Consider the following 24,729-nt stretch of genomic DNA (forward strand, 5'->3'; position numbering starts at 1 on the left):
AATGGAGAAACACTTAACAGATCGAATCGTATTAAGTTATCGTGAAGGCGAATGGGTGGAAAAAAATGATCAAATTGCATTAGAAAAGCCGTTCACCATTCGAGTGAATCGTACAGAATTTGCAACGCTCGTTTGCACACCGGATCATTTAGAGGATATGGTGACAGGTTTTTTAGCATCAGAGGGAGTCATCCGGTCTTACGCGGACATCGAGGAAATGCTCTTTAATGAAGGTCAAGGAATTGTGAATGTCAAAGCCAATGTTCAAATTCCTTTAACATCTGAAACGTATACAAAACGAGTGATCGGCTCCTGTTGTGGGAAAAGTAGACACTTTTATTTGCAAAGCGATTCTAGGACAGCTAGGACTATAACCAAGGCGCCACAGCTAACAGCGCAAGAATGCCTCGGGAACATGATGGCGCTACAAAGCCAATCAACGACTTTTAAAACAACCGGTGGTGTACATAATGCGGCTATCTTTCTCAATGGTGAGCTTTTAGCTTCTCGAACCGATATTGGAAGACACAATGCGCTGGATAAATTATATGGTTATGTTCTTCGCCAGCATCTTAAGCCGTCCGATCTTAGCGTAGCCTTTAGTGGCAGGATATCGTCTGAAGTCGTCATTAAACTTTCTAAAATGGGTATTGGTGTTCTTCTCTCGAAGTCTGCCCCTACTGAGTTAGCGATTCAATTGGCAGAGGATTTAAACATAACAACCGTAGGTTTTATCCGAAACGGAGGATTTAATGTCTACACAAAGCCCGAACGCATTAAACGCTAAACACCTCAACTTTTGAGGTGTTTTTTTTGATGAAGTCGTTCATACTACAGAACAAAAGGCGTTTAGAGAAAGGCGGATCAAGTATGGCTTGGACAATAGCTGTCGTTTTTTGGGTTGCTGGTGTTGCATTAGTAGGAAGTCCCCGTTATTTGTTTCATCGCCTTGAGGCTATGAAGTCTAATACGGCTGGCCGTGCAAGAGCCTCTGAAGCTTCCAACAAAGATGAAAGTATTTTTTTCTTTATTGAAACAAAAGCCCTTGACTCAATACCATGGTGGGTCGTAACAATTACTTGTGTGACAATAGGACTTTTTTTCATTGCGTTCGGTGTCATCGCTCTAGTTTTTTCATATTAAATTGAAACTTTCTTGTTCTTTTATTCGTCATTAATAGAGGAAGGAGACTGTGAGCGGTTTGGTTTCCCTTCTTTAGTGGTAAATAAAGAGAAAGCTCGTTTGAGATAGGGAGATATGAGGGGTGCATAATTGATGGATGTAGAGAGAAGAAAAGAAAAGGATTTGTGGCGATTTTATTTTTTATTAATAGCGTTACTTTCCCTAAAAACCTACCTTGTATATCGATTTGAATTTACTTTTTCGTTAAACGGTATTGGGGAAGAGCTATTCCTGATGATAAATTCAATAGGATCAATCGCATTACTGCTAGGTATCGGTCTATTTAGAAAGCAGTCAAAACCAGGCCTGATGCTAGCAGTTTATTTTGTTTTGTCAGCACTACTTTATTGCAATATTTTATATTATCGTTTTTACATAGACTTTGTGACAGTACCCGTCCTCTTTCAGTTTGGAAATGTTGGAGGTCTTGGTCAGAGTACAGTTGAGTTATTGAACTTATATGATCCATTCATTGTTTTTGATTCAATCGTTTTATTTTGGTTAATAAAGCGTAAAGGACTAAATAAATTAGCTCTTTCCAAGAAACTTAAGAAAAGGACAGCGATTAGTAGCGTCGCAGTTCTTCTATGTACAGCTACTTTAGCACTTATCATGCATCCTCTTTTATTTGAAAAATCATATGATCGAGAGCTTTTTGTTAAATCGTTAGGAGCCTATACGTATCATGTTTATGATATCGGGTTTAACTCTTTTACATCAATTAATAGTGCATTTGCAGATGATACAGAGCTATCTGAAATTGAAAAGTATGTGAAAGATAAGGAAGTCGAACCTTCCTCTTATGAAGGAATTGCAAACGGGAAAAACCTTATTCTTATCTCTCTAGAATCGACTCAAGCTTTTATGCTTAATGAGAGTGTTGACGGAGAAGAAGCAACACCTTTTTTAAATAAGTTAAAAGAAGACAGTTTTTTCTTTCCAAATTTCTACCATCAAACCGCACAAGGAAAAACTTCCGATGCTGAATTTATGATTGACAGTAGTTTATACCCTCTTTCAGGAGGCTCTGTTTTTGTAAGAAAGCCACAAAACGAATTTCTCTCTCTGCCAGAGGCATTAAATAACGAAGGGTATACAACAACATCTTTTCACGGAAACGATCGTGAGTTTTGGAATCGATCAGAAATGTATGAGACGCTAGGTTATGATCGCTTTTATTCAAAAAAAGACTTTGACGTTAGTGATGAGAATTCCATTAACTATGGCTTAAAAGACATTCCATTTTTTAAACAGTCGATTCCTTATCTAAAAGAGTTGGAACAGCCATATTCGGCTAAATTCTTAACGCTGACGAATCATTTCCCTTATTTATTAGAGGAAGAAGATACAATGATTTCTCTTCCTGAGACGGAAGAAGAGGTAGTGAACCGCTATTTTGCAACGGTGCGATATGAAGATGAATCGATTAAAACCTTTTTTGAAGAAATGAAAGCAGCCGGTTTATATGAAGATTCGATTTTTGTTTTATATGGTGATCACTATGGTTTATCTGAAACGTACGATACAGCGCTTGGCGAATATCTTGGTAAAGAAATTGGGCCGGTTGAACACGTTGATCTCCAAAAAGTTCCTCTCATCATTCATATTCCTGGGGAGGATGGAGAAGTCATTAATACGGTTGGTGGACAGATTGATCTTAAACCAACAATTTTAGAATTATTAGGTGTAGAAGAAAGCAAGAGTTTAAATTTCGGAACGAGTCTTTTTTCAGAAAACCGAAAAGACCTTGTGATTTTTCGTGATGGAAGCTTTATTACAAAGAACCTGATTTATACAAAGAATACGTGTTATAACAAAGAAAGCACGTCAAAAACGAATCGAAACAAATGTGCTCGTTATTTTGGTGATGTTCAAGATGAACTTGATTATTCAGATCAGGTTATCTATGGTGACTTATTGCGTTTTATTCAATAATTCCAGTGTTTTTTCTGACATATTCATGATAGGATTTAATTGGATATACATTGCAAAGGGATGAGGATATATGGACTTACAAAGACTGCAAATACTCACTGAAGTTGTAAGAGAGTACAAAACCGCTCTTCATATGGATCAAAATAAAGATGAAGTTGGAAGAGAAGTGCTTGATATTGTGATGAACTCACAGGACCTTGTTTTATACGGTCATGTAAAAAGAGCAAAAGACATTGATAAATTTCCTGGTGAAGCAATTAAGCATCTTGATCAGGCAACCTCATACCTTCATGAAAAAATAGATGAACAACTGAAACACTCCTAGTATAAGGAGTGTTTTTTTGGTTGTTGTACTTTGTGGTAATATGTGAAAAATAGGAATAGTTTGCATTTTGAAGAGAGCGTTGTAACAGTTGCAATACAATGTCATATAGTGATAAGCTTTTGCTGTTTACTAGATTAAAGGAGAGTGAAATAAATGACGAATTTCATGAAGCGACTGGCTCCTGTTCTTTTAATGGGACTAGTTGTTTTTGTTATAAGTGCTTGTTCGAACGGTGGAAATGATTCGAATGGAGATTCAGGCGAAAAAGAAGCAACGAAATGGGAAGAAATACAAGAAGAAGGCAAACTTGTCGTTGCAACTTCAGGAACGCTTTATCCTACATCTTATTATGAAGAAGGATCGGATAAAGTGACGGGCTACGAAGTAGAAGTTGTAAGAGAAATGGCAAAACGCCTTGATCTTGATGTAGAATTTGAAGAAATGGGCTTTGATGGGATGTTAACAAGCATTAATTCGGGGAAAGTTGATTTAGCAGCCAACGATATTACATCAACAGATGAAAGAATGGAAAAGTTCACTTTCTCTGAGCCTGTTAAGTATTCTTATGGTACAGCGATCGTAAGAAAAGATGATCTTTCCGGTATTAAATCTCTTGATGATCTAGAGGGAAAGATTGCGGCTGGTGCTTCTACGACGGTTTATATGGAAGTTGCCCGTGAGCATGGTGCAGAAGAAAAAATTTATGATAATGCGACGAATGAACAGTATCTACGTGATGTATCGAATGGTCGAACGGATATTATTTTAAATGATTATTACTTACAAACACTTGCTCTTGCTGCTTTTCCAGATTTAAACATAACCATCCATCCTGATATTGAGTACTATCCTAACAACCAACATATTGTAATGAAAAAGGATAGTGGTGAATTAGAAACAAAAGTGAACGAGACGATAAAAGAAATGAAAGAAGACGGCACGATGAAAGAACTATCTGAGAAGTTCTTCAATGGAGCTGACGTATCGGTTAAGCCAGATTTAGATATTGAAGAATAAGTGGGAGTTGTAACAAGTGGGGGAAATACACTGGGAATATTTATTTGATGCAGGTCTTGCGCTAAAATCATTTCCCTATGTGATCCAGGGTCTTGGGTTAACGTTATTAATTGCATTTGTTGGAATGATTATTGGTTTGGGTATGGGCTTATTTCTTGCGCTTGGTAGAATGTCCAAATGGAAAGCTCTCAGATGGCCAGCGCGCCTCTACATTTCCTTTATGAGAGGAACGCCAATTCTTGTTTTTCTTTATATTCTTTATTTTGGTCTACCGGTAGTAGGAATTCAATTCTCAGCGTTAACGTGTGCGTTAATTGGGTTTAGCTTAAATAGTGCGGCATATATTGCAGAAATTCAACGCTCGGCTCTTTCATCAGTTGAAAAAGGCCAATGGGAAGCTTCGACCGCTCTAGGCATGTCCTATTGGACGACGATGAGAGAAGTGGTTTTGCCACAAGCAACGCGAATCGCCATACCGCCACTATCGAACGTCATGCTAGATCTGATCAAAGCGTCTTCTTTAGCCGCGGTTATTACCGTTCCAGAACTGCTCCATCATGCGAAAATTGTTGGCGGAAGAGAATTTGATTTTATGACAATGTATATCCTCGTAGCTTTTATTTATTGGGGAGTATGTGTTTGTGTTTCCTTCTTACAGGAACGACTAGAAAAGCGATATCATTATTTACACTAACCCTGGGTTTCTTTCCAGGGTTTTTTCTTTCGATTCTTTTAATAGAGCGTTCAATTGAATCATCACTCTTATTAAAAAAACAAAAATATCCCATATTCTTCATGAAGTTTTTTTAAGAATGTTATACTAAGTAAAATAAACAACATAGACGATTCGTCATATTGGAAGGGAGTTCATCAATTGCATGAAAAAATATCTTAATTTATTATTGATTGTTGGGGTTCTAATGCTTGCTGCTTGTAGTAATAATAGTGAGGCAACGGACGAAGAACCTGCTTCTGAAGATTCAGCAACTGTAGAAACGGAAAAAGAACTTGAAGCGATGAAGGTAGAAGAAGACAAGGTTGTCGCAACGGTTAATGGTGAAGAGATCAAAGGAAAAGATTATAATTCTATGCTTGTACAAACTCAGCTTCGCTATACGATGAGCGGGGAAGATCCATCAGAAACTGAGGTAGCGAAATCGATTGAGCAAGAAGTGATGGATAATTTAATAGGACAGGAACTTTTACTTCAAAAAGCGAAGGAAGAGGGCTTCTCTGCATCAGATAAAGAAGTTGAAACTGAACTTGAACAAATTAAAGCGCAATTTGATGGCGAAAAGGAGCTTGAGAAAGCGTTACAAGGTCAAGGGATAACTCTTGAGCAGCTTGAAAGCCAGTATGCGGACATTGTAGTTGTTGATAAATTTGTAAAAGAAAAAATTGGTACTCCTGAAGTATCTGATGAAGAAGTAAAGGCATTTTATGATGAGCAATTCTCAAAAGATGCTGAAAACCCCCCTTCTTTTGACGAAATGAAAGATCGGATAAAAGACTATTTAGTTGAAACGAAAACACAAGAGAAAGTTCAAGAAATGAAAGCTGAACTGATGAAAAAAGCAGAAGTGAAAGAGAATTTATAGGTCAGCATAGAGCTGGCCTTTTTCTATGATTAGCAACATTAAATTGAAACAGGGAGAGATTAAGATATGGATCATGTCATCGCTGAACTCCGTACATATGTGAAACAAAAATTAGAAAAGGAAGGAAGTGGACATGATTGGTATCACATTGATCGTGTCGTAAAACAAGCGCGCAGCATTGCGAAAGAAGAGGGGGCTAACCTCTTCATTTGTGAAGTTGCCGCACTTGTTCATGATCTTGCTGATGATAAAATCGCTTCATCAGAAGAAGCTGGATTAGAAGAAGTAGAGCAACTGCTAACCCCTCTAAATAAGGCAGATCTCGAGCACGTATTGGAAATTATTACAACCATTTCCTTTAAAGGGGGGAATCGTCCACCTGTTCGTAGCCTCGAAGCAAAGGTTGTTCAAGATGCCGATCGTTTAGATGCGATAGGAGCGATTGGAGTTGCCAGGACGTTTGTTTATGCTGGCTCGAAGGGAGATTTAATTTATGATCCATCCATACAGCCGCGTGAGCACATGTCAGCTAGCTCGTATCGGAATGAAAAGTCGACAGCTATCAATCATTTCTATGAAAAATTATTGAATTTAAAAGATTTAATGAATACGCATACCGGTTTAAGAATTGCTGAAGAGCGACATGAATTTATGACATCATTTTTATCACAATTTCATGGGGAATGGGAAGGGTTAAAATGATGATTATTGAGCCAATGACAGAGGATACTGCAAAAAAGATCCAAACGTGGCAATATGATGAGCCCTATTCTTTGTACAATCTAAATGGAGATTCAGAAGTGTTATCAGAACTTTTGAACGGCTCTTATTTTTCAGTTACAGAAAATAACAAATTAATTGGCTATTTTTGTTTTGGAAAGTCAGCTCAAGTTCCCGCTGGTTATAAAGAAAATGCTTATGCGGCTCCTTTACTTGATTTTGGGCTGGGTCTCCACCCGATGTATACTGGAAATGGAAAAGGTCTTCGCTTTGTTCAAGCGGGGCTCGCATATGCGTATGAGAAGTACGGTGGTAAGAGCGTTCGACTTACGGTAGCCTCCTTTAATAAACGGGCAAAAATAGTTTATGAAAGGGCAGGGTTTACATATGAGCAATCCTTCTTAAAGGTAAGTGATAGCGGTTCGACAACCTTTGAAGTTATGATAAAAAAGATATGAAAATAGGGAGAAATAGGCTGTGTTCACAAACCCTGGATTAAACTGTGTAAAAGCGGGAATAACAGAAGTATACAAGCAAGAAAGAACAGGAGGAAGGTTTCATATTCATAGTGCTATAACTAAAATAGAATCGAACCCGATTGGTCCAACTTGTCTTATTCTTACTAATTCTGACAGACTATAGGAAGTTTGGTCGAATGCGTTTTGATTCCTCCGAGATTTGGGCATAATGTTAATGTATTGGCATGAGGAGGAATGAGCATGTATGATGCAATTGAAAGAAAGCGTAAAGAAATGTTCGATATGGCGGGACGTTACGGCTTTGCATCAGAGAGAACCATTCGCTGTAGTCAGGAGTTGGACCGATTATTAAATGCCTTAATGCAAACGAAACAACATAATGAGGAAGTATTGTGAAACTTAAATCTAATTTTTTCTTCCTGTAGGGTAAAATAAAGGAGGAAACCTTATGAAGTTTGATCTTAAATCAATTCTCACAAAAGAGTTATTTGATTGGATAGAAGAACATCCTAAGCGCAATCAGTTGATTGAATCCATTCAAGGAGAAATCTTTCAATCCGTGGTCCATTTTCGTGAGTGGAATGACTCTGATTATAATGGGAACGATGACTGGATTCTTTTTGCGCTTCGAAATGAAGAAGTGTGGCAAGATGAAATCGATCCGATCGATCAGTGTGAAAGCCGTTAGAAGCACGGCTTTTTTTTGTGGTATTTTAGAACTTAATGTAGATTTAAGCAGGAATCATTTGCTTGGAAAGAGAAAAACTACATACTATGGAATTTATCCGGTGTACGTAGGGGGACTTATGGTGAAACATTCACAAGACGTTCTTATAGATAAGCAAGAGCTTCATGAACTTCATAGAAATTATCAAACGTACAAATCGCTATTTGCCCATTATCCAGGTATGATGTACCTTTTAGATCATCATGGACTCATTCAAAATATTAACCACTTCGGTGATGCCATATCAAAGCATTACAATGTCACAATTAAAAGCAAGCATTATACAAACTTTATTCTAGCTTCAGAACATGACGAAGTTAATCACTTTTTTTATAAAACGCTTCAGGGGCAAGTTACACATTTTAATACGGTTTTCCTTACACCCAATCAAGAGCCGTTCGAAGTTGAATTGGTAAATATCCCTGTTTATGTTGACCATGAAGTAAAAGGTGTATTTACGTACGTTCGAGATATTACGGAAGAACGAGCAGCAGCATTTGCTCTACAAGAAAGTCAGGAAAAGTACCGGCTGATTGCTGAGCATACATCAGAGTTAATTAGACTAGTGAATGTCGAGAGCGGTATCATTACCTATGCCTCTCCTTCACATGAAACCATTCTTGGTTTCAAAACTGAAGAATATACAGGTCAGTCGTTTTATGAGGACATTCATCCTGATGACCAGGATGCCGTTATTCATTTACTACATAGTACGAAAGATAAGCCAGCAGTCGCAGAATTTCGACGTAGGCATGTAAATGGAAACTGGGTTACGTTAGAAGATAGAGCAAGATCCATACCTTATGGTGTCAATGGAGAAAGAATGAATGTTGTCGTCTCAAGAGACATTACTGAGAAAAAACGAGCTGAACAGGAGCTTCAAAGCACGCTAAAACAGTTAAAAGATTTAAAATATGCCCTTGATGAAAGTGCCTTAGTTTCTGTGACAGACGAGTCTGGGAAGATTACTTCTGTGAATGAGAAATTTTGTGAGATTACGGAGTATACCGAAGGCGAACTCCTCGGTCAAACACATATGATTCTAGATTCAGGGTATCATCCGCAGTCTTTTTTTGACGAAATGGACTTGCAAATTCAATCAGGTGCAGTCTGGAAAGGCGAAATCAATAACAAAACGAAACATGGAAACGATTTTTGGGTCGATACAACGGTTGTGCCGTTCAATGGTGATAACGGAGAACCTTACCAATATGTTTATATCCGTAAAGATATTACAGATCGTAAGCGCGCCGAAGAACTGCTTCGAACGTCCGATAAATTATCAGTTATAGGTGAACTAGCTGCTGGCGTTGCTCATGAGATTCGAAATCCATTAACTTCTCTTAAAGGTTTTACACAAATTTTAAAATCAAGGCTAGATAGTGACAGTGATCAAGAGTTTATTAGCATTATGCTTGATGAATTGGATCGCATTAATATGATCGTTAATGAATTTATGGTGCTGGCGCGACCGCAGGCTTTAGCTCATGAGAAAGCGAACTTACAAGATTTACTTCAAAATGTTCTTACCTTGATTGAAACGCAGGCAACGTTAAACAACGTGCAAATCATCACTAGAGTAATTGAAAACATTCCTAACATATCTTGCAATGAAAATCAGATCAAACAAGTTCTCATCAATGTTATAAAGAATTCGATCGAAGCAATGCCGAACGGTGGAGAAATCATACTCTCCCTTTTTCCTGTTAAAAATGAAGTTATCATTGAAGTGAGAGATAATGGAGAAGGCATTCCAAATCACCAGCTAACCCATCTAGGAGAGCCTTTTTATACGACGAAAAAAAAGGGGAATGGCCTCGGTTTGATGATCTGTCGACGAATTATTCAAAATCATCAGGGGACCTTGTTAATCGATAGTAAAGAAGGGGAAGGCACTGTGGTAACGATAAAACTCCCTTATCGTCTTTCTGATGAATCGCGCTGAGCAAGCGCTTTTTTCTTTTATGAAACTCTTTACTTCAGTTAAGTAAGCGCTTACAATTATAAAAAAGAATAGTTGAAATAAGGGGCGTGTTGAGAATGAGAAGCGAGACGAGTTATCGAATGCTTGCCTTTGAAAAGTTCAACGCTGAAAAGAATTGGTCAGAAAACAATCGCCTTTTTAATTATTCCATTGTAGGATGCGGAACATTATTTTATATTTTATCGAATATATTTTAACGAACAGTACGAATGGGCTTCTCAAAAAAACGAACTTCTTTTTATTAAAAGAGAAGTTCCTTTTTGAGAAGTCTCTTTTTATAATGATGGTCGTCTATTCATTATGGCTAAAGTGAAAGGTTCGAATCTCAAATGGAGTCGTCTGATAAGCTTTTGCGATTCCTTCAACTGCTACTAATTCTTTCGGAACTCGCTTTAATTTAACATGAAACGAGTGCTCTTCATGAAATAGTGGGTATGAGATATGAATGTTTTCCTTAGAAAGCCAGTGTGTAAGAAGGGCATTATTTGTCGTTAGAAAATAAAAAGATTGTGTAAATCCTTTCTTAAACCACGAAAGTTCTTCGCTTTTTGAAACTCCAGGTTCTTGAAAGCAGACGTATAGTGACAAGTCATCACAAAATTGTAGTAATTGATAATGAAAGGTAAGTAGGGATTCCGAAATGCGAAAAGTTTCTAACAGTTGATTCTGTCTAGTATCCTCTTCAGCATAAAACGTTTTAGCTACCATAGATGTAGCATTGTGAAAAAATGATTGATAATGTTTGCTACAAAGAAAACCGCCGTAAGTCGTCTTATTTATAACATCTTCTAATCCTTTTTTGTAAAAGGTTAACTTGGGAGCGAGTGGGAAATCTAGAAAGGTATATGGGGCCTCGCGTCGATCGTTCCAAAACGGTACGGTATCGAGCGGGATCCATCCACAATCATGATAGCGAATCGCATGTAAGACATCTTCACGATAAAGCGAATCGGGCCAATAGTCTTCACGTAACGCTTCTGCAAACTGGCCCGATAAAAGCGCATGATTATGCTGACTAGTCATCACAAAACAATCATTCTCCTCATAAACAATCATTCAATCCATCCTTTCAAGAAAAGCGTATTTTAAGCAATCGTGAGGGTGTTCAAAGAAGCTAACCAAACAGTTGAACGCTTAGTCTCGACAAAACAGGGAGCGGAAATCCCTTATTTGTAAGCGCGAACAATTGAATCGAGACAAAAAAGCGAGTCCATTAAGGAGCGCTTTTTTGAATTTCTTTGAAATTAACGCGTGCGTTCGTCATATCTATTTTTGAGATTACAAATGGTTTTGTAATCGCTTGGGTGACCATATCATCTTTTTTTGGATCGGTATAATAATAAGAAACGAGAAGTTCATTATTTATTTTCTCGATGCTTTCGATGTTAACCGAATAGCCGCCTGTGGGCATCTCACCGCGAGTAATGATAATGTACAGTTCTTCACCTGATGGAATCGTAAAGGTCGATTTCTCTAACCACTTTTGTTGAACGGTCGTTTGAATGTCTTTTGGCGCATTTTGCAGTTCTACAGTTTCAAAAGTGATTTCCTCCTTCATTTCATCTCCCCCAATTGAATCGTCTTTAGACTGTGACGAATTATCTCCACATCCTGTCAAAATGACAAAGATCAGTGATAGTAGCAATAATATTGGACGCAATGTCTTACCCCTTTCTTCTCGTAGCCTCTATGTTTAGAAAATAATTCCATGGAATTATAACGCTATCTTTAAGTTTAGCGAATTTCAATAAGCTTGGAAAGAGTCAGGAGATTAAACGATTACAATTTCTTTACATAGGGTATTGAATAATTGTGAGTAAATGGCGTAAAAAAAGGAGAATAGACATGCAAAAAGAAATTATAAGTTTTTTAAAGAACGTAGAAGAACCTGTGACAACAAGAGAGATTATGGAATATTTATCTGGGAAGGGATACAACCCCGATGAAGGAGAGCTCGTTCGAGTTATAAAAGATATGCCTCAAGGTGTTGTGAAAGAAGAATACGATGCATCAGTTATTGATCCTTCCCCATCCGTTGTTTATAAAGCAGGACCAAACGCTTAAGGATTCATTTTCGAAAAAGATCGACGAAATACAAACCAATGATTAGAAAAAATACGATTCCAACTCCATAGAGGATATCCATGATCAAGTCCATTCGATAACATCCTTTCAAGAAGCTTAATGTAAGTGTACCAAACGTTCTTATTCCTTTCAGATTTTTTTGTTTTGTTCGAATGAGGAAATGATATAATGGTAGCATTGAGTTAAGCATGGAAGGATGTCGTCATGAAGAATTGGAAGTTTGATAGCTCTAAACTGATCATCTTATTTTTTATTGTGTTTATTATTGTAGGCGCTGTCAACGTCATATTTAGCGACCGGAAAATGAATACGAGTGAATACTTACTGAGTGAAAACCAACGAGATGTTGTTTCACGATCTGAAACGCAGCCTAAAGTACCGGTTGGAGCCCTTGTAAATAGCAAGCTCGCTGAAAATAATGCCATCACTCTTACAGCTAAATTGAAATATGAAGGAAAAGAAGACACGGGAATAAAGGTAGTCGAAAATAGTATGTTAGATTATCAGATTACGGAACATGAAACAAATGATATTGTTATCCCTTATACATCCCCTGACCCATCTGTTCTGAAAAACGTCTCAACAGATGATGTAGTTGAAGGAGAGTCACTAAAGACTGAACCACTTGACACTGGTGCTTACCAAATAGAAGTAAAGGTGCCGATTATAATTGATGATAAGGAAGAGAGTTTCCTGTTTCGTATTCCTGTCGAAATAACTCCATAGTGAGCGCTAAAAAAACTTCCAATTAGGAAGTTTTTTTAGTGACTGTTTTTGAATGGCCGCCGTAGGGTTAAACATGGTAATAGAAACTGATAGAATAGAAGTATATGACAGAAATGGGGGGCTATATGAAGAAGTTAAATTTCTATAAAATTATTGGAATTTTCGTATCTTTCTCTTTGTTTCTTATCATTTTTAATCAAATCAAGAGCGGAGAACCGAATTTTAAGGTTGATGAATCTTTGTTTGAGGTTTATGAATCCGCAAACCAATGGGAGGATTCTATGAATGAAATGATCCCTCAGCTTCAACTAGCTAGAGAGATCGGAGCATTAAATAGCAGTGATCGCCTTATCCCCATATTGGCAAATGATCGTGATCTTGTTATCCATGATGTGATGGTCATTAATTTTGGAGCTGTGTACATCACATACTCTTTCTCATTGAAAGAAAATGATCAGCCGTCTAATTTACCGACCTTTCATATCGGTTCCTTGCGATTTGACGGCACCAGCGATGCGGATCAATCCTTTTTAGTTAGTCAGCAGGAAGTCTCAAGCCAGCCAGAAAAACAGCCAGCGGTTATTAATCATCGTATTTATCGCGCAGAAATTCTATATCCGAATAGTGAAGAGGCTGATTTCATCGAAGAATTTGCTCGCTTTTCAGATGCAGATTCGGTTATCTTCGAGAATGTGTACGCACAGATTGAAGATGAGAAAATAAAACTTGAAAATCAAGAGGTTGCTTTGGAAGGCGATTTTTCGAACAACATTTATGCCAAAGCAGATCTGAATGAAACAATTCATACAGATGAAGGCGATTTTACTTTTACACATTTTGAAGCTGGTCTTAATGCGAATAAATTATATTTGAAGGACAATGATGATCTACATACACGATTCGTCATGACGAATGCAACAGAAGAAGGTTTTTATCCATTTGAGCGGGTTTTATTAAAGGATGAGAAAGGGACTTATGTAGCGCTGGAACCGTTTCGTACCTTACAAGAGACGTTTTCTTATAAGGTAAATGAAGTCGTTTTTAATAAAGATGGCCTCATTTCTAAGAAGATTACAAATGAGGATTGGGAAGCCATACAAAATGGGAAGAAGGTCAGCCTTGGAGACTATAGCGGGTTAACTTATACTGTTCATGCTCAGAGTAGTGGTGATGGCAATCAGCTGATAATTAGAATAAATGGAAATAAAGATCACTCGCCTAAATTATTGAATCAGATTTACATGGAAAGCAGTCAAGCTTATGAAGAACGTCTAGGTTCTATACCGGAAGAAGAGCGAGAATTTTATGAACAACAAAAGCCTGTATTGTTAGAAATAAAGGATAAGAATAAAAGTGATATTCTGATTTATCAAACCTCTTCTACGGAATCACCGAAAGAATTTCGGATTGACCTTGATTACGAGCATTTTTCTTCTTCGTTTCCTGCGGTTATAACCTTATCGTACTTACCAAACTTCGAGACAGTGGATGTTGTTTTAAAAGGATCTCTTCAGTTAAATGAAAAAATTGATTAGCATTTATCAATTTGTAGTTTGGTTTTTAGAGAATCGGGAATATTCTTTATCAAACCCCCTAAGTAGTTTGAAAGTGATTTTCCCCCTGTTAACCGTGCTTAAATGAGCACGGTTTTTTTTATTATTTTTCTCATAAGCAGTGCGATTGTGTGAAGCGTTTCCATTATGCGGAATTCATGGTAATCTTTTAGAAGAGAGTCGATAATAGTAAGTGAAAGGATGAGGCATTTGGCGAAGAAAGGAATTTTGACGGAACTTAATGAGGATCTTGTATCTTTTTTTGAAGGAGAGAAGCTTGTTATGCTTTCAACGATTGATCATGAAAGCCAAACTCCAAACGTATCTGCCATTTCGTGGGTGAAATGTTTAGATAAGAACAATATTCGGTTTTCAGTTACAACAAATTCACGTACGATTCAAAATGTGAAAGAAAATCCTCATGTAGTATTCACGATCATTGGATTGGAAACCGTGTATTCCATTCATGGAAGTGCCTCAATCCTAGAAGATGCCATGAAAGGTGTTTCACTAAAGCTTGCGAAAATTAATGTAAATGTCAATCAAGTACTTGAGACAATGTTTTGGGGAGCTAAAATCACAACAGAACCTCAATACGAAAAAACATATAATCAAAAGAAAGCAGAAGAATTGGATAAAGAAGTGTACGAGGCCTTGTTGAAATAGCACCAAACTTTCTTATCGCAATTTTTTGTGATTTAATGGTGTAAACAAGCATTTCGTGCGATCACTCTGACGAAGGCACCAGGAAACGAGGTTGATTCCCAGATGGAGTGGGAAATGATTAAAGACTTTTTAAATGAAGAAACAATCAAACAATGGCTCGGTCAGTATCGTGCTCTTGGACCATTGCCAGGAATTTTGCTCCCTATGCTAGAAGCAGTTATTCCGATATTGCCGTTATTTCTATTTGTGGCAGGCAATGCAGCAGCGTATGGTTTCTGGTACGGCTCGTTGCTTTCATGGCTTGGTGCATCTCTAGGTGCTCTGATTGTTTTTATGGTGGTCAGGCGGCTTGCAAGACAGCGATTCATGCGAGTGGTAACAAAACACGCCAAAATAGAAAAAACACTGCGCTGGATTGAGCGACATGGATTTGGAATGGTGTTTTTGCTTCTGTGTTTTCCATTTACGCCCTCGGCTTTAATCAATGTGGTAGCAGGTCTTTCGAATATGAGTATTCGAAGCTTTGTACTAGCTGTATTACTTGGAAAAATGGTGATGATCTCGATCGTTTCTTTTATTGGACATGATGTTTTTGCGTTAATTCACCAACCCCTGCAAATGGTTCTTATCCTAGTAGCGATCGTTCTTCTTTGGGGGGCAGGCAAATTAATTGAAGTGAAACTAAATCAGCGTCCTCGTAAGCATCGCACGGAGGATCAGGCGAGATAGCAGAAAAGCCATGCCGGTTTCGGCATGGCTTTTGCATGTTTATGGAATGGAAAAGATATGACTAAGAGTTCTAAATATCTCCGTTTCTAACCTGGCGTTTCTGCTTTTCTTGAAATCCAGCTGCAGTGGGCAGACACTCTGTCACTTCACCTTTTCATATGAACACATAAACCGTGTTCAAATGAAAAGGCTCCAGTGCCTGCCGTGTCTAAGCGCCCACTTTCGCTTTTCCAACTAAAACACCCTTTTTTTATCTCTTTCTTCTTTAAGTATTTCAACGGCTTCTCGGAAGCGTTGGGAGTGGATGATTTCGCGTTCTCTTAGGAAGGCGAGGGAGTCGTTTAGGTCAGGGTCGTCTGAGAGGTCGATGATCCATTGGTAGGTGGCTCTTGCTTTTTCTTCTGCGGCTATGTCTTCGTAAAGGTCAGCGATGGGATCGCCTTTTGCGGCGATGTAGCTTGCTGTCCATGGAACCCCTGCTGCGTTGGAATAGAAGAGAGCACTGTCATGATTGGCATAGTGGGCGCCGAGTCCGGCTTCTTTCATTTGGTCTGCTGTGGCATCTTTCGTTAATTTGTATACCATTGTGGCGATCATTTCTAGGTGAGCGAATTCTTCTGTTCCGATATCTGTTAATAAACCAACAACTTTATCTGGAATCGTATAACGCTGGTTTAAATAGCGGAGAGCGGCAGCTAGTTCACCATCGGCTCCTCCATACTGCTCGATTAAAAACTTTGCTAGCATGGGGTTACATGTGCTTACTTTGACTGGGTATTGCAATTTCTTTTCATACACCCACATATCATGTACTTCCTTTCTGAGTTAGACTTGCCACGGCCATGGTGCTTCTTTCCAATCCCATGGATAGTTTGAATAACTGTTCCCATATTGTTGCAATGGACCATATTCTTTTTCGTATCGCTTCTTAAGTTGTTTTTTCATTTTTGCGTATTCATTGAATTGTTGAATGGCTTCATAATCATTTGGATGGGTATCAAGGTAAAGGGTTAGGTCTACGAGAACGAAATCCACAGCCTGCAGTTCTTCCAATAGCTCATAATACTCTTTGGGCAATTGTTTTTGAGACATGGTTTACTCCTCCCGCTTTGAAGGATAAGGGTACGGATCATAGAAAGCTTTCCAGAGCGTTCCTTTGCGTAGCGCTTCACGTGCAGAGTATTGTTCAAGTCCAGGCGGCTGAAAGCCCATGTAGAGGTTAGGGGGAGTTGAATAAGATTTCACTCGAATCGGAGGACATGGATCAAACGGACTAACATACGGCTCGTAAAACTTCCTGTGTGTGTACATTTAGTGACCTCCTTTTGTACGAATCTCTACTCTTAAGATGTATGAACAAAAAAAGAAATCATGAATGACAAATAAAGAAGCACTTCCAAAAGTGGAAGTGCTTCTTAGTCTTTACATTTTATTAACTGTATTGTTCCAGGTTGCTAGCATGTTCTTTAAGTCATGAAGGTCCGCTTTGAATGGATAGTCCGTTGAAACACTGCGCTTCTGTCCATCATCTAGCTTTTCATAACTATGAACAAATTCGGTCATGTCTCGTGTTAACCGATTTAATTCCCATTTAAACGTTTCAAATTCCTTTTCCATTTTGAAAACTCCTTTATGATCAATTTCTTATGAGTACTATACCCGTGCGTCTGTAGGAGGAAACCATCAAGTCTTCCATTTGGCATAATTTGTAGGGTGCTATACGAACGTATCTTCCTATTTGCTATTCAATTCGTTGAAAACATGAGATAATAGACAAAGAATTTACGGTGTAGGAGGTAGAGCAAATGACAGTGAAGTTTGTCATTGGTCGTTCAGGAAGTGGGAAATCGAATCATTGTTTAACGGAAATGCAAAATGAACTAACCGATCGGCCAATCGGACAGGATATGATTTACCTCGTTCCTGAGCAAATGACGTTTCAATCAGAGTATGAATTAGTACATAATAGAGGTTTAAAAGGAATGATTCGAGCGCAGGTTTTTAGTTTCACAAGACTTGCCTGGAAAGTACTTCAAGAAACTGGGGGCATGGCTCGTCCTCATTTAAGTAGTGTCGGAACAAGTATGATGCTTCGACAGATCATTGAGGAAAATAAGCAGCAACTACGAATTTATCAGCGTTCTTCTGAGAAAACAGGATACGTGGAACAGCTAAATGATATGGTAACGGAATTTAAGCGGTATTGTCTCGAACCAGATGATATCAAGAGCTTTGCTGATGATTTTTATGTAGAAGATGAGCGGAACATACTTCGAGATAAGCTCTATGACTTGCATCTTGTTTACGAAGCTTTTCAAAAGAAGATGATAGGTCACTACCTCGATTCAGAAGACTACTTAGCGCTGCTGGCAGAGAAAATTGAGGAATCAGACTATCTAGCGAACGCTACAATATGGATAGACGGCTTTCATAGTTTCACCCCTCAGGAACTACTGGTCATTCAATCTTTAATGAAAAAAGGAACTACCCTTACGTTTACGATAACGATGGATTCTGAAATGATCCCTTCCGCTATTCATGAACTTGACCTGTTTCATGAACCAGGTAAAACATATCAAATCCTTCAGGGACTGGCGAATGAAGAAGGGGTAGAAATCGAGGAACCTCTCGTTTTAACAACGCAGAAGAGGTATCAAAACAGTGAGATCTCTCATTTAGAAGCCAATTATGGTGAACGGCCTCCGGTTGTCTATCGTGGGGAGTTGCAGCACATACAAGTTCATCATGCGGTGAATATACGTTCTGAAGTGGAGGCAGTAGCACGAGAAGCGCTAAGGCTTGTGCGAGATGAAGGTTATCGTTACAGGGATATTTCAATCATGGTACGCAATATGTCAACTTATTATGAACTTGTGGAAACGATATTCGAGGATCACGGGATTCCAATTTTCTCAGATCAAAAGCGGACAATGCTTCATCACCCGTTAATTGAGTTAATTCGCTCAAGTTTGGACATTATCCAGTACAACTGGCGCTATGAATCAGTTTTTCGGTGTGTCAAAACGGAACTATTGTTTCCAGACGATACGGGGGAAAGTATTGAAACTATCCGTGAACGGATGGATGAGCTTGAAAATTACGTTATAGCAAAAGGCATCAAAGGCTATCGTTGGAAAACTGGCGAACGATTTAAAGCAAATATTTATCGTCAGCTAGAAGATAAAGAAGTCATCACTTCCGATGAACTCGAAAAAATGGAAGATCGTCTGAATGAAACGAAAGACTGGATTGCGACGCCGCTTGAGAAATTTGAGAGACACATGACCAAAGCAAAAACCGTTGAAGAAATGTGCGAAATTCTTTATTATCTTCTTGAAAATTGCCACGCAGCAGAAAAAATCGATCGGTTAAAAGAGCAGGCAGAAAAGACCGGTCACCTTGCCAAAGCACGTGAACATGATCAAGTTTGGGACGCGGTGATTTCGCTACTTGATGAAACAGTGGAATTAATCGGTGATCAGAAACTCTCCGTGGAGCAATTTACAAAGTTGCTTGAAGCGGGAATGGAAAATATGAAATTTGCTCTCGTACCTGCTTCACTTGATCAGGTAGTGATTGGAAGCATTGATCGTACAAGATTTACTGATGTAAAATGTGGCTTTCTTCTAGGTGTCAATGAAGGTGTCTTACCGGCTCGTATTCAGGAAGATGGACTTTTAAGTGAGCAGGATAGAGAAAAGTTAGAAGAACAGGGAATTCAGTTAGCACCTGGGTTGAAGCGGCGTTTGCTTGATGAAGAATTTTTGATTTACCATTCGCTAGCAACACCTTCGGATTCTTTATGGGTTAGCTGTCCACTTGCTGATGAAGAAGGAAAGGGTCTGCAGCCTTCTATCGTCATGAATCGATTGCAGGAAATGTTTCCGGATCTTAAGATGGGACTGAAATTTGCAGAGCCTGGGGAAGAAGCAACTGAAGAACTCTCTTTCATAACAACCCCATCCAAGACAATAGGGCGACTCACGGGACAGCTTCGACAATGGGACCGAGGGTATCCGATTGATCCTATTTGGTGGGATGCATACAACTGGTTTATTTCGGCTCCAACTGAGAAAGATCGCATACGCTTGATAGATAGTCTTTTTTATCGAAATAAAGCCGAACGTCTAACTGAATCAACGAGTCGAAAACTTTATGGTCACCAAATTCAGACGAGTGTTTCAAGAATGGAAAGATATAAATCTTGTGCTTTCTCTCAATTTGCTTCTCATGGTTTACGCTTAAAAGAACGAGCGACATTCAAGCTTGAAGCGCCTGATATCGGACAGCTGTTTCATGCGGCGCTTAATATGATGGCAGAAACAATCAAGCAGCGTCATTGGGATTGGGCGAAACTCTCATCTAATCAATACTATGAGCTTTCAGGACAAATTGTTGAACAGCTCGCACCAAAGTTACAGAATGAAATTCTATTAAGTTCAAATCGCTATCATTATATTATGAGAAAGCTAACACAAGTCGTTGGTCGCGCCTCGTCCGTTCTTGGACAACAGGCAAAGAAAAGCGGGTTTCAACCAGCAGGACTTGAATTAGGATTTGGGCCCAATCAAGAGCTCCCTCCAATCGAATTCACGCTTAAAAATGGTGTTAAAATCCAGCTCATCGGACGTGTCGATCGGGTTGATCAGGCACTGAACGGAGAAGAGCTTCTCCTTCGTATTATCGACTATAAGTCTAGCGGTACTTCTCTTGATCTATCGGAAGTGTATTTTGGACTCGCACTACAAATGCTGACGTATCTCGATGTTGTTATATCCAATGCGAGCGTCTGGCTTGGAAGAGAGGCAACTGCTGCAGGTATGCTTTATTTTCATGTCCACAACCCTATCCTCCAAACATCAGCGCCTGGACAAGCAGCAATTCAACAAGAGCTTTTCAGAAAGTTTAAGATGAAGGGACTTCTCCTCGCGGATAAAGACGTTGTGAGCTTAATGGATAATGACATAGAAACGAAGAAATCGGATATTATTCCGGCCGCACTGAAAAAAGATGGTAGCTTTTACAAAAACTCTTCTGTCTTATCTTCTGAAGATTTTCATGCGCTTCGTTCTTATACAAGAAAAACGATTCAATCGATTGGATCGGAAATTTCGGATGGCCGTATTGAGATAGATCCTTATAAAATGAAAGATCGAGTACCGTGTACGTTCTGTTCATACCGATCCTTTTGCCAGTTTGATCAGGCTATGGAAGATAATGCTTATCGTCCTATTACTGCTCAGGATGACGAAACGATTTTAAGACGCATGAGAGAGGAGGCAGATGATGATAACTAAACCAGAAGGATCAAGATGGACTGATGAGCAGTGGGAAGCCATTGCTTCAAGAAATCAAGATGTTTTAGTAGCTGCAGCCGCAGGCTCCGGAAAAACGGCTGTATTAGTTGAACGAATTATAAGACGATTAGCCGATGAGAATGATCCTGCTGAAGTTGATCGAATTCTAGTCGTAACATTTACAAATGCAGCAGCTGCTGAAATGCGCCACCGAATCGGAGAAGCGCTTGAAGAAAAGTTAAAGGAAGATCCTTCTTCGCTTTACTTAAGAAGACAGCTTTCCATGTTAAATCGTGCTTCGATTTCTACACTACACTCGTTTTGTATGGAGGTTCTTCGCCGCTATTATTACAAGATCGATCTTGATCCTGCTTTTCGAGTAGCCGATCAAACGGAAGCCGCTTTACTTCGTGAAGAAGCGATGGAAGAACTCTTTGAGGAGCATTACAGCCAGAAAGAAAATGAAGCATTTTATGACCTTGTTGACCGCTATAGTAGTGATCGGAGCGATGTCGATCTTCAGCTTCTAGTTGAACGACTTTTTCATTTCTCTTCAAGTCATCCTTGGCCGAAACAGTGGTTGGCAGATAGTGTGAATTTATATAAACAGGCAAGTAATAAAAGCTTCGATGAGCTGATCTGGGTAGAGGAATTAAAGAAAGATGTTGTGCTTCAGTTAGAAGGAATGCGTGAAGTGCAAGAAAAGGCCATTTCCATTTCTTCTTCTCCAGGTGGTCCAGAACCGTACCTTTCCACGTTAGAAGTCGAGCGCGAAATGGTCAGTGGACTTCTGCAGGCTTCTAAGGAATCATGGGAAGCATTAAAAAACGCGTTTGAAGCTGTTTCATTTGGACGCTTAAAGCCTTGTAAAGGTGACCAGTTTGATCCTGAGCTTATTGATGCTGTCAAAGGGATGCGTGATCGGGTTAAGAAAACCGTTCAAAGTATGAAAGAAGATCTGTTTCAGCGGGAAGCAGAGGAGTATCTCGAGGATATCCAAAAACTTGCGCCTGTTCTTGAAACATTAGCTACTCTCGTGAATGAATTTAGGGATAAGTATGCGGGTCTAAAAAAAGAAAAGGGACTTGTTGACTACAGTGACCTTGAGCATTACTGTCTTTCGATTTTATTAGATGAGGCATCAACACCTGATAACCCTATCGCTTCGAGTGCGGCGAAGGAATATCAGACGCAGTTCGCTGAAGTGCTCATTGATGAGTACCAGGATACGAACTCTGTTCAAGAAACGATTCTTAATGCCATTAGCCGAACGTCCGAAAACGGTGGGAATCGTTTTATGGTAGGTGATGTTAAACAAAGTATATACAGGTTTAGACTTGCTGAGCCCGGCTTGTTTCTAGCAAAATATAAGTCGTTTGGCCGCTCTTCAGAGGAGCCTACTAAACGGATCGATCTTGCGCGAAACTTTCGAAGTCGTGAGGAAGTTCTAAATAGCACCAACTTTATTTTTAAACAAATTATGGATGAACGCGTTGGAGAAATTAAATATGATCGTGCAGCTGAACTTATTCCTGGTGCAGAGTATCCGAGGTCTCAATCGGTGGTACCAGAAGTTCATGTGATTGATCAAAGCTCTGATGAAGAGGAAGAAGAGGTTGAAAAAGTCCAGCTTGAAGCACGTCTGATCGCATCTAACATTAAATCGATGATGGGAAAGAGCGAAAACGAGCGAACGAAAATATACGATCGAAAAGAAGATCGCATGAGACCTATTCAGTACAGAGATATGGTGATCTTAATGCGCGCCACTTCTAGCTGGGCGCCGGTTATGATGGAGGAATTAAAGCAGGCAGGTATTCCGTCTTATTCAGACCTTGCCACAGGGTATTTTGAAGCAACAGAAGTTGCGATTATGATGAGTCTCCTAAACGTGATCGATAATCCCTATCAGGATATCCCGCTTGCATCTGTCTTGCGATCGCCGATTATTGGGTTATCGGAAGAAGAACTTGCATTGATTCGGATAAATGAGAAGCAATCAAGTTATTATCTCGCCATGCAGGCTTATTGTGAGACAGAGTCAGATGAGCTTTCAGAGAAAATAGCACGATTTATCGATGATTTAAATCGGTGGAGAGAACAGGCAAGGCAGTCGTCGTTAAGCGAATTAATCTGGCAATTGTATCGTGAAACGAATTACTATGAATTTGTCGGTGGAATGCCCGCTGGTTTGCAGCGCCAGGCGAATCTGCGTGCTTTGTATGATCGTGCAAGACAATACGAAGCAACGTCATTTCGTGGATTATTCCGTTTTCTTCGCTTTATTGACAGAATGAAGGAGCGAGGAAGTGATCTTGGAACAGCCCGTGCGCTTGGAGAGCAGGAAGATGTTGTGCGCGTGATGACGATTCATAAAAGCAAAGGGCTTGAATTCCCTGTTGTCTTTGTCGCAGGCATAGCAAAGCAATTCAACATGAGAGACATGGCAAACCAAATGCTCCTTCATAAAGAATTCGGTTTAGCAACGAAATACATTGATCCAATCAATCGTATTAGTTATCCGACGTTACCTTACTTTACATTACAAAAGCGAATGAAACTTGAGCTTTTGGCTGAAGAAATGCGGGTACTTTACGTTGCTTTAACAAGAGCAAAAGAAAAATTAATTCTAGTTGGTACGGTGAATGACTGGGAGAAAGAATTACTTTCCTGGGCAGAGGCACCAGGAGAGGAGTGGCTCCTTTCTGATTATGAGCGCTCAACAAGTAAAACGTATTTGAACTGGATTGGGCCATCTATTATCAGGCATCAAGATCTTTCTTCCATAACAGACGGCATCGCTAGTTTCCCCAAACATGATGAGGTTTTTCATCACCCATCACGATGGTCGTTAACGCTCCATCAAGCTTCGGATTTTTCTCGAGTTGAAGCGGAAGACGTTAAGAAACACGAGGAATACGAGGAACTCCTTAGAAGGAAAGCCTACGTTCCAGAAGAAAGTACCTTTAAAGACGTTGTTCATAGTCGTCTTAATTGGACATATCCACACCAGGAAGCTGCTGAAACAAGATCAAAGCAGTCGGTAACGGAAGTGAAGCGTCAGCGAGAAATTTTCCAGGACGAACGGAGTGACGATCGCCTTGTAAAAGGCTTTAGCCAATCGTTAAAAGAACGCCCGCGCTTTCTTCAAAGTAAAAAGCTTACGCCTGCTGAGCGCGGAACCGCGATGCATATCGTTATGCAGCATATTGATTTGCACCAACGCCATGAAGAAAAGGATATTAAAGAATTAATCGCAAAGCTTGAAACGAAAGAATTATTAACGAACGATCAGGCTCAAGCCATTGATGTGAAACAAATTAAGCACTTAATTGATTCTGATCTAGGTGACAAGATGAGAAACGCGGTCGAAATATATAAAGAGGTTCCCTTTAGTCTTGGGGTGGATTCGAAGTGGATTTATCCAGAATTCAAAGGAGACCAAGAAACGGTCGTGTTACAGGGGGTTATTGATTGTATCCTGCGCGATCAACACGGAGAATTACTGTTAGTCGATTATAAAACAGACGTGATTGAAAATCGTTTTTCTTCAGAGCAACAGGCAATGGAGACAATGAAACGTCGTTATACAACGCAGCTTCAACTATATGAAAAAGCGATTAATGAGATTTGGGGTTTGCCATGTAAAGAAAAAATTCTTTTCTTTTTTGATGGTGGCAAATCACTCTTAATCGATTAAGAATAG

General features: G+C 39.3%; 25 protein-coding genes. 19 read left to right on the forward strand and 6 right to left on the reverse strand.

Going from position 1 to position 24,729, the window contains the following annotated elements:
- The first annotated feature begins 1 nt into the window (after position 1).
- The 12 genes from fdhD (at position 2) to PQ578_RS12095 (ending at position 9,928) form a co-directional block, all read left to right on the forward strand.
- Complete coding sequence (fdhD, locus tag PQ578_RS12040; RefSeq protein WP_273834555.1) at positions 2-787, forward strand: formate dehydrogenase accessory sulfurtransferase FdhD; 786 nt, start codon at positions 2-4, stop codon at positions 785-787.
- Positions 788-870: 83 nt separating this feature from the next.
- Entirely contained in the window at positions 871-1,143 is a 273-nt protein-coding gene (locus PQ578_RS12045; RefSeq protein WP_142329551.1) for a hypothetical protein, read from the forward strand.
- A gap of 132 nt (positions 1,144-1,275) precedes the next feature.
- On the forward strand, positions 1,276-3,117 hold the full coding sequence (locus PQ578_RS12050; RefSeq protein WP_273834556.1) for an LTA synthase family protein: 1,842 nt from the start codon (positions 1,276-1,278) through the stop codon (positions 3,115-3,117).
- 70 nt (positions 3,118-3,187) lie between these two features.
- Positions 3,188-3,442 carry a hypothetical protein gene (locus PQ578_RS12055; protein ID WP_224879242.1) on the forward strand — a complete coding sequence of 85 codons (255 nt, stop codon included), beginning with the start codon at positions 3,188-3,190 and terminating at the stop codon, positions 3,440-3,442.
- A gap of 153 nt (positions 3,443-3,595) precedes the next feature.
- On the forward strand, positions 3,596-4,459 hold the full coding sequence (locus PQ578_RS12060; RefSeq protein ID WP_273834557.1) for a transporter substrate-binding domain-containing protein: 864 nt from the start codon (positions 3,596-3,598) through the stop codon (positions 4,457-4,459).
- A gap of 16 nt (positions 4,460-4,475) precedes the next feature.
- Entirely contained in the window at positions 4,476-5,153 is a 678-nt protein-coding gene (locus tag PQ578_RS12065) for an amino acid ABC transporter permease (RefSeq protein WP_273834558.1), read from the forward strand.
- A gap of 184 nt (positions 5,154-5,337) precedes the next feature.
- A complete protein-coding gene (locus tag PQ578_RS12070; RefSeq protein ID WP_273834560.1) occupies positions 5,338-6,057 on the forward strand; it encodes a SurA N-terminal domain-containing protein in 720 nt (239 codons plus the stop codon).
- A 66-nt stretch (positions 6,058-6,123) separates the two neighbouring features.
- Positions 6,124-6,759, forward strand: coding sequence for an HD domain-containing protein (locus PQ578_RS12075; protein ID WP_224879250.1), 636 nt, complete (start codon positions 6,124-6,126; stop codon positions 6,757-6,759).
- The gene (locus PQ578_RS12080; protein ID WP_273834562.1) at positions 6,756-7,235 is read left to right on the forward strand and encodes a GNAT family N-acetyltransferase; all 480 of its coding nucleotides are present in this window, start codon (positions 6,756-6,758) and stop codon (positions 7,233-7,235) included. Before PQ578_RS12075 ends, PQ578_RS12080 begins: the two co-directional genes overlap by 4 nt.
- 255 nt (positions 7,236-7,490) lie before the next feature.
- On the forward strand, positions 7,491-7,652 hold the full coding sequence (locus tag PQ578_RS12085) for a Spo0E family sporulation regulatory protein-aspartic acid phosphatase (RefSeq protein WP_373560754.1): 162 nt from the start codon (positions 7,491-7,493) through the stop codon (positions 7,650-7,652).
- A gap of 52 nt (positions 7,653-7,704) precedes the next feature.
- The gene (locus PQ578_RS12090; protein WP_273834563.1) at positions 7,705-7,944 is read left to right on the forward strand and encodes a hypothetical protein; all 240 of its coding nucleotides are present in this window, start codon (positions 7,705-7,707) and stop codon (positions 7,942-7,944) included.
- A 121-nt stretch (positions 7,945-8,065) separates the two neighbouring features.
- Positions 8,066-9,928, forward strand: coding sequence for a PAS domain S-box protein (locus tag PQ578_RS12095; protein ID WP_273834564.1), 1,863 nt, complete (start codon positions 8,066-8,068; stop codon positions 9,926-9,928).
- A 330-nt stretch (positions 9,929-10,258) separates the two neighbouring features.
- Here PQ578_RS12095 and PQ578_RS12100 read toward each other — a convergent pair whose 3' ends face one another.
- Complete coding sequence (locus PQ578_RS12100) at positions 10,259-11,023, reverse strand: DUF3891 family protein (protein ID WP_273834565.1); 765 nt, start codon at positions 11,021-11,023, stop codon at positions 10,259-10,261.
- Between the two features lie 157 nt (positions 11,024-11,180).
- Positions 11,181-11,627: a protease complex subunit PrcB family protein gene (locus tag PQ578_RS12105; RefSeq protein WP_273834567.1), complete on the reverse strand. Its 447-nt coding sequence runs from the start codon at positions 11,625-11,627 to the stop codon at positions 11,181-11,183.
- Between the two features lie 185 nt (positions 11,628-11,812).
- Here PQ578_RS12105 and PQ578_RS12110 point away from each other — a divergent pair, with 185 nt between their 5' ends.
- The 5 genes from PQ578_RS12110 to PQ578_RS12130 all read left to right on the forward strand — a co-directional run bounded on the left by PQ578_RS12110 (position 11,813) and on the right by PQ578_RS12130 (position 15,726).
- A complete protein-coding gene (locus tag PQ578_RS12110) occupies positions 11,813-12,031 on the forward strand; it encodes a transcription initiation factor IIE subunit beta family protein (RefSeq protein ID WP_224879263.1) in 219 nt (72 codons plus the stop codon).
- Positions 12,032-12,256: 225 nt separating this feature from the next.
- Entirely contained in the window at positions 12,257-12,778 is a 522-nt protein-coding gene (locus PQ578_RS12115) for a hypothetical protein (RefSeq protein ID WP_273834568.1), read from the forward strand.
- A 125-nt stretch (positions 12,779-12,903) separates the two neighbouring features.
- On the forward strand, positions 12,904-14,313 hold the full coding sequence (locus PQ578_RS12120; RefSeq protein ID WP_273834569.1) for a hypothetical protein: 1,410 nt from the start codon (positions 12,904-12,906) through the stop codon (positions 14,311-14,313).
- Positions 14,314-14,541: 228 nt separating this feature from the next.
- Positions 14,542-14,997: a pyridoxamine 5'-phosphate oxidase family protein gene (locus PQ578_RS12125; RefSeq protein WP_273834570.1), complete on the forward strand. Its 456-nt coding sequence runs from the start codon at positions 14,542-14,544 to the stop codon at positions 14,995-14,997.
- A gap of 102 nt (positions 14,998-15,099) precedes the next feature.
- Entirely contained in the window at positions 15,100-15,726 is a 627-nt protein-coding gene (locus PQ578_RS12130) for a TVP38/TMEM64 family protein (RefSeq protein WP_159782110.1), read from the forward strand.
- A gap of 234 nt (positions 15,727-15,960) precedes the next feature.
- Here the strand turns inward: PQ578_RS12130 and PQ578_RS12135 are convergent, their stop codons facing one another.
- The 4 genes from PQ578_RS12135 to PQ578_RS12150 all read right to left on the reverse strand — a co-directional run bounded on the left by PQ578_RS12135 (position 15,961) and on the right by PQ578_RS12150 (position 17,343).
- Positions 15,961-16,530: a manganese catalase family protein gene (locus PQ578_RS12135; protein ID WP_273834572.1), complete on the reverse strand. Its 570-nt coding sequence runs from the start codon at positions 16,528-16,530 to the stop codon at positions 15,961-15,963.
- 21 nt (positions 16,531-16,551) lie between these two features.
- Entirely contained in the window at positions 16,552-16,818 is a 267-nt protein-coding gene (locus PQ578_RS12140; protein ID WP_224879271.1) for a spore coat protein CotJB, read from the reverse strand.
- Between the two features lie 3 nt (positions 16,819-16,821).
- Positions 16,822-17,037: a spore coat associated protein CotJA gene (locus PQ578_RS12145; protein WP_098443061.1), complete on the reverse strand. Its 216-nt coding sequence runs from the start codon at positions 17,035-17,037 to the stop codon at positions 16,822-16,824.
- A 111-nt stretch (positions 17,038-17,148) separates the two neighbouring features.
- A complete protein-coding gene (locus PQ578_RS12150) occupies positions 17,149-17,343 on the reverse strand; it encodes a hypothetical protein (protein WP_273834575.1) in 195 nt (64 codons plus the stop codon).
- Between the two features lie 188 nt (positions 17,344-17,531).
- Between PQ578_RS12150 and addB the strand changes: the two genes are divergently transcribed.
- Positions 17,532-21,023 (forward strand): helicase-exonuclease AddAB subunit AddB, encoded by a 3,492-nt coding sequence (gene addB, locus PQ578_RS12155; RefSeq protein ID WP_273834577.1) that lies wholly within the window; start codon positions 17,532-17,534, stop codon positions 21,021-21,023.
- On the forward strand, positions 21,013-24,723 hold the full coding sequence (gene addA / locus PQ578_RS12160; protein WP_273834580.1) for a helicase-exonuclease AddAB subunit AddA: 3,711 nt from the start codon (positions 21,013-21,015) through the stop codon (positions 24,721-24,723). The genes addB and addA overlap by 11 nt, the downstream gene beginning before the upstream one ends.
- Positions 24,724-24,729 lie beyond the last annotated feature (6 nt).

Origin of the sequence: Guptibacillus sedimenti, from assembly GCF_028610665.1 — a bacterium.
GTDB classification, from domain to species: Bacteria; Bacillota; Bacilli; order Bacillales; family Guptibacillaceae; genus Guptibacillus; species Guptibacillus sedimenti.

Coding starts and splice junctions, on each gene's coding strand:
- PQ578_RS12085 (WP_373560754.1), top strand. CDS start 7,491: ATGAGCATGTATGATGCAATTGAAAGAAAGCGTAAAGAAATGTTCGAT.
- PQ578_RS12050 (WP_273834556.1), top strand. CDS start 1,276: ATGGATGTAGAGAGAAGAAAAGAAAAGGATTTGTGGCGATTTTATTTT.
- PQ578_RS12145 (WP_098443061.1), bottom strand. CDS start 17,037: ATGTACACACACAGGAAGTTTTACGAGCCGTATGTTAGTCCGTTTGAT.
- PQ578_RS12140 (WP_224879271.1), bottom strand. CDS start 16,818: ATGTCTCAAAAACAATTGCCCAAAGAGTATTATGAGCTATTGGAAGAA.
- PQ578_RS12120 (WP_273834569.1), top strand. CDS start 12,904: ATGAAGAAGTTAAATTTCTATAAAATTATTGGAATTTTCGTATCTTTC.
- PQ578_RS12130 (WP_159782110.1), top strand. CDS start 15,100: ATGGAGTGGGAAATGATTAAAGACTTTTTAAATGAAGAAACAATCAAA.
- PQ578_RS12100 (WP_273834565.1), bottom strand. CDS start 11,023: ATGATTGTTTATGAGGAGAATGATTGTTTTGTGATGACTAGTCAGCAT.
- PQ578_RS12115 (WP_273834568.1), top strand. CDS start 12,257: ATGAAGAATTGGAAGTTTGATAGCTCTAAACTGATCATCTTATTTTTT.
- PQ578_RS12090 (WP_273834563.1), top strand. CDS start 7,705: ATGAAGTTTGATCTTAAATCAATTCTCACAAAAGAGTTATTTGATTGG.
- fdhD (WP_273834555.1), top strand. CDS start 2: ATGGAGAAACACTTAACAGATCGAATCGTATTAAGTTATCGTGAAGGC.
- PQ578_RS12060 (WP_273834557.1), top strand. CDS start 3,596: ATGACGAATTTCATGAAGCGACTGGCTCCTGTTCTTTTAATGGGACTA.
- addB (WP_273834577.1), top strand. CDS start 17,532: ATGACAGTGAAGTTTGTCATTGGTCGTTCAGGAAGTGGGAAATCGAAT.
- addA (WP_273834580.1), top strand. CDS start 21,013: ATGATAACTAAACCAGAAGGATCAAGATGGACTGATGAGCAGTGGGAA.
- PQ578_RS12070 (WP_273834560.1), top strand. CDS start 5,338: ATGAAAAAATATCTTAATTTATTATTGATTGTTGGGGTTCTAATGCTT.
- PQ578_RS12135 (WP_273834572.1), bottom strand. CDS start 16,530: ATGTGGGTGTATGAAAAGAAATTGCAATACCCAGTCAAAGTAAGCACA.
- PQ578_RS12045 (WP_142329551.1), top strand. CDS start 871: ATGGCTTGGACAATAGCTGTCGTTTTTTGGGTTGCTGGTGTTGCATTA.
- PQ578_RS12080 (WP_273834562.1), top strand. CDS start 6,756: ATGATGATTATTGAGCCAATGACAGAGGATACTGCAAAAAAGATCCAA.
- PQ578_RS12110 (WP_224879263.1), top strand. CDS start 11,813: ATGCAAAAAGAAATTATAAGTTTTTTAAAGAACGTAGAAGAACCTGTG.
- PQ578_RS12055 (WP_224879242.1), top strand. CDS start 3,188: ATGGACTTACAAAGACTGCAAATACTCACTGAAGTTGTAAGAGAGTAC.
- PQ578_RS12075 (WP_224879250.1), top strand. CDS start 6,124: ATGGATCATGTCATCGCTGAACTCCGTACATATGTGAAACAAAAATTA.
- PQ578_RS12150 (WP_273834575.1), bottom strand. CDS start 17,343: ATGGAAAAGGAATTTGAAACGTTTAAATGGGAATTAAATCGGTTAACA.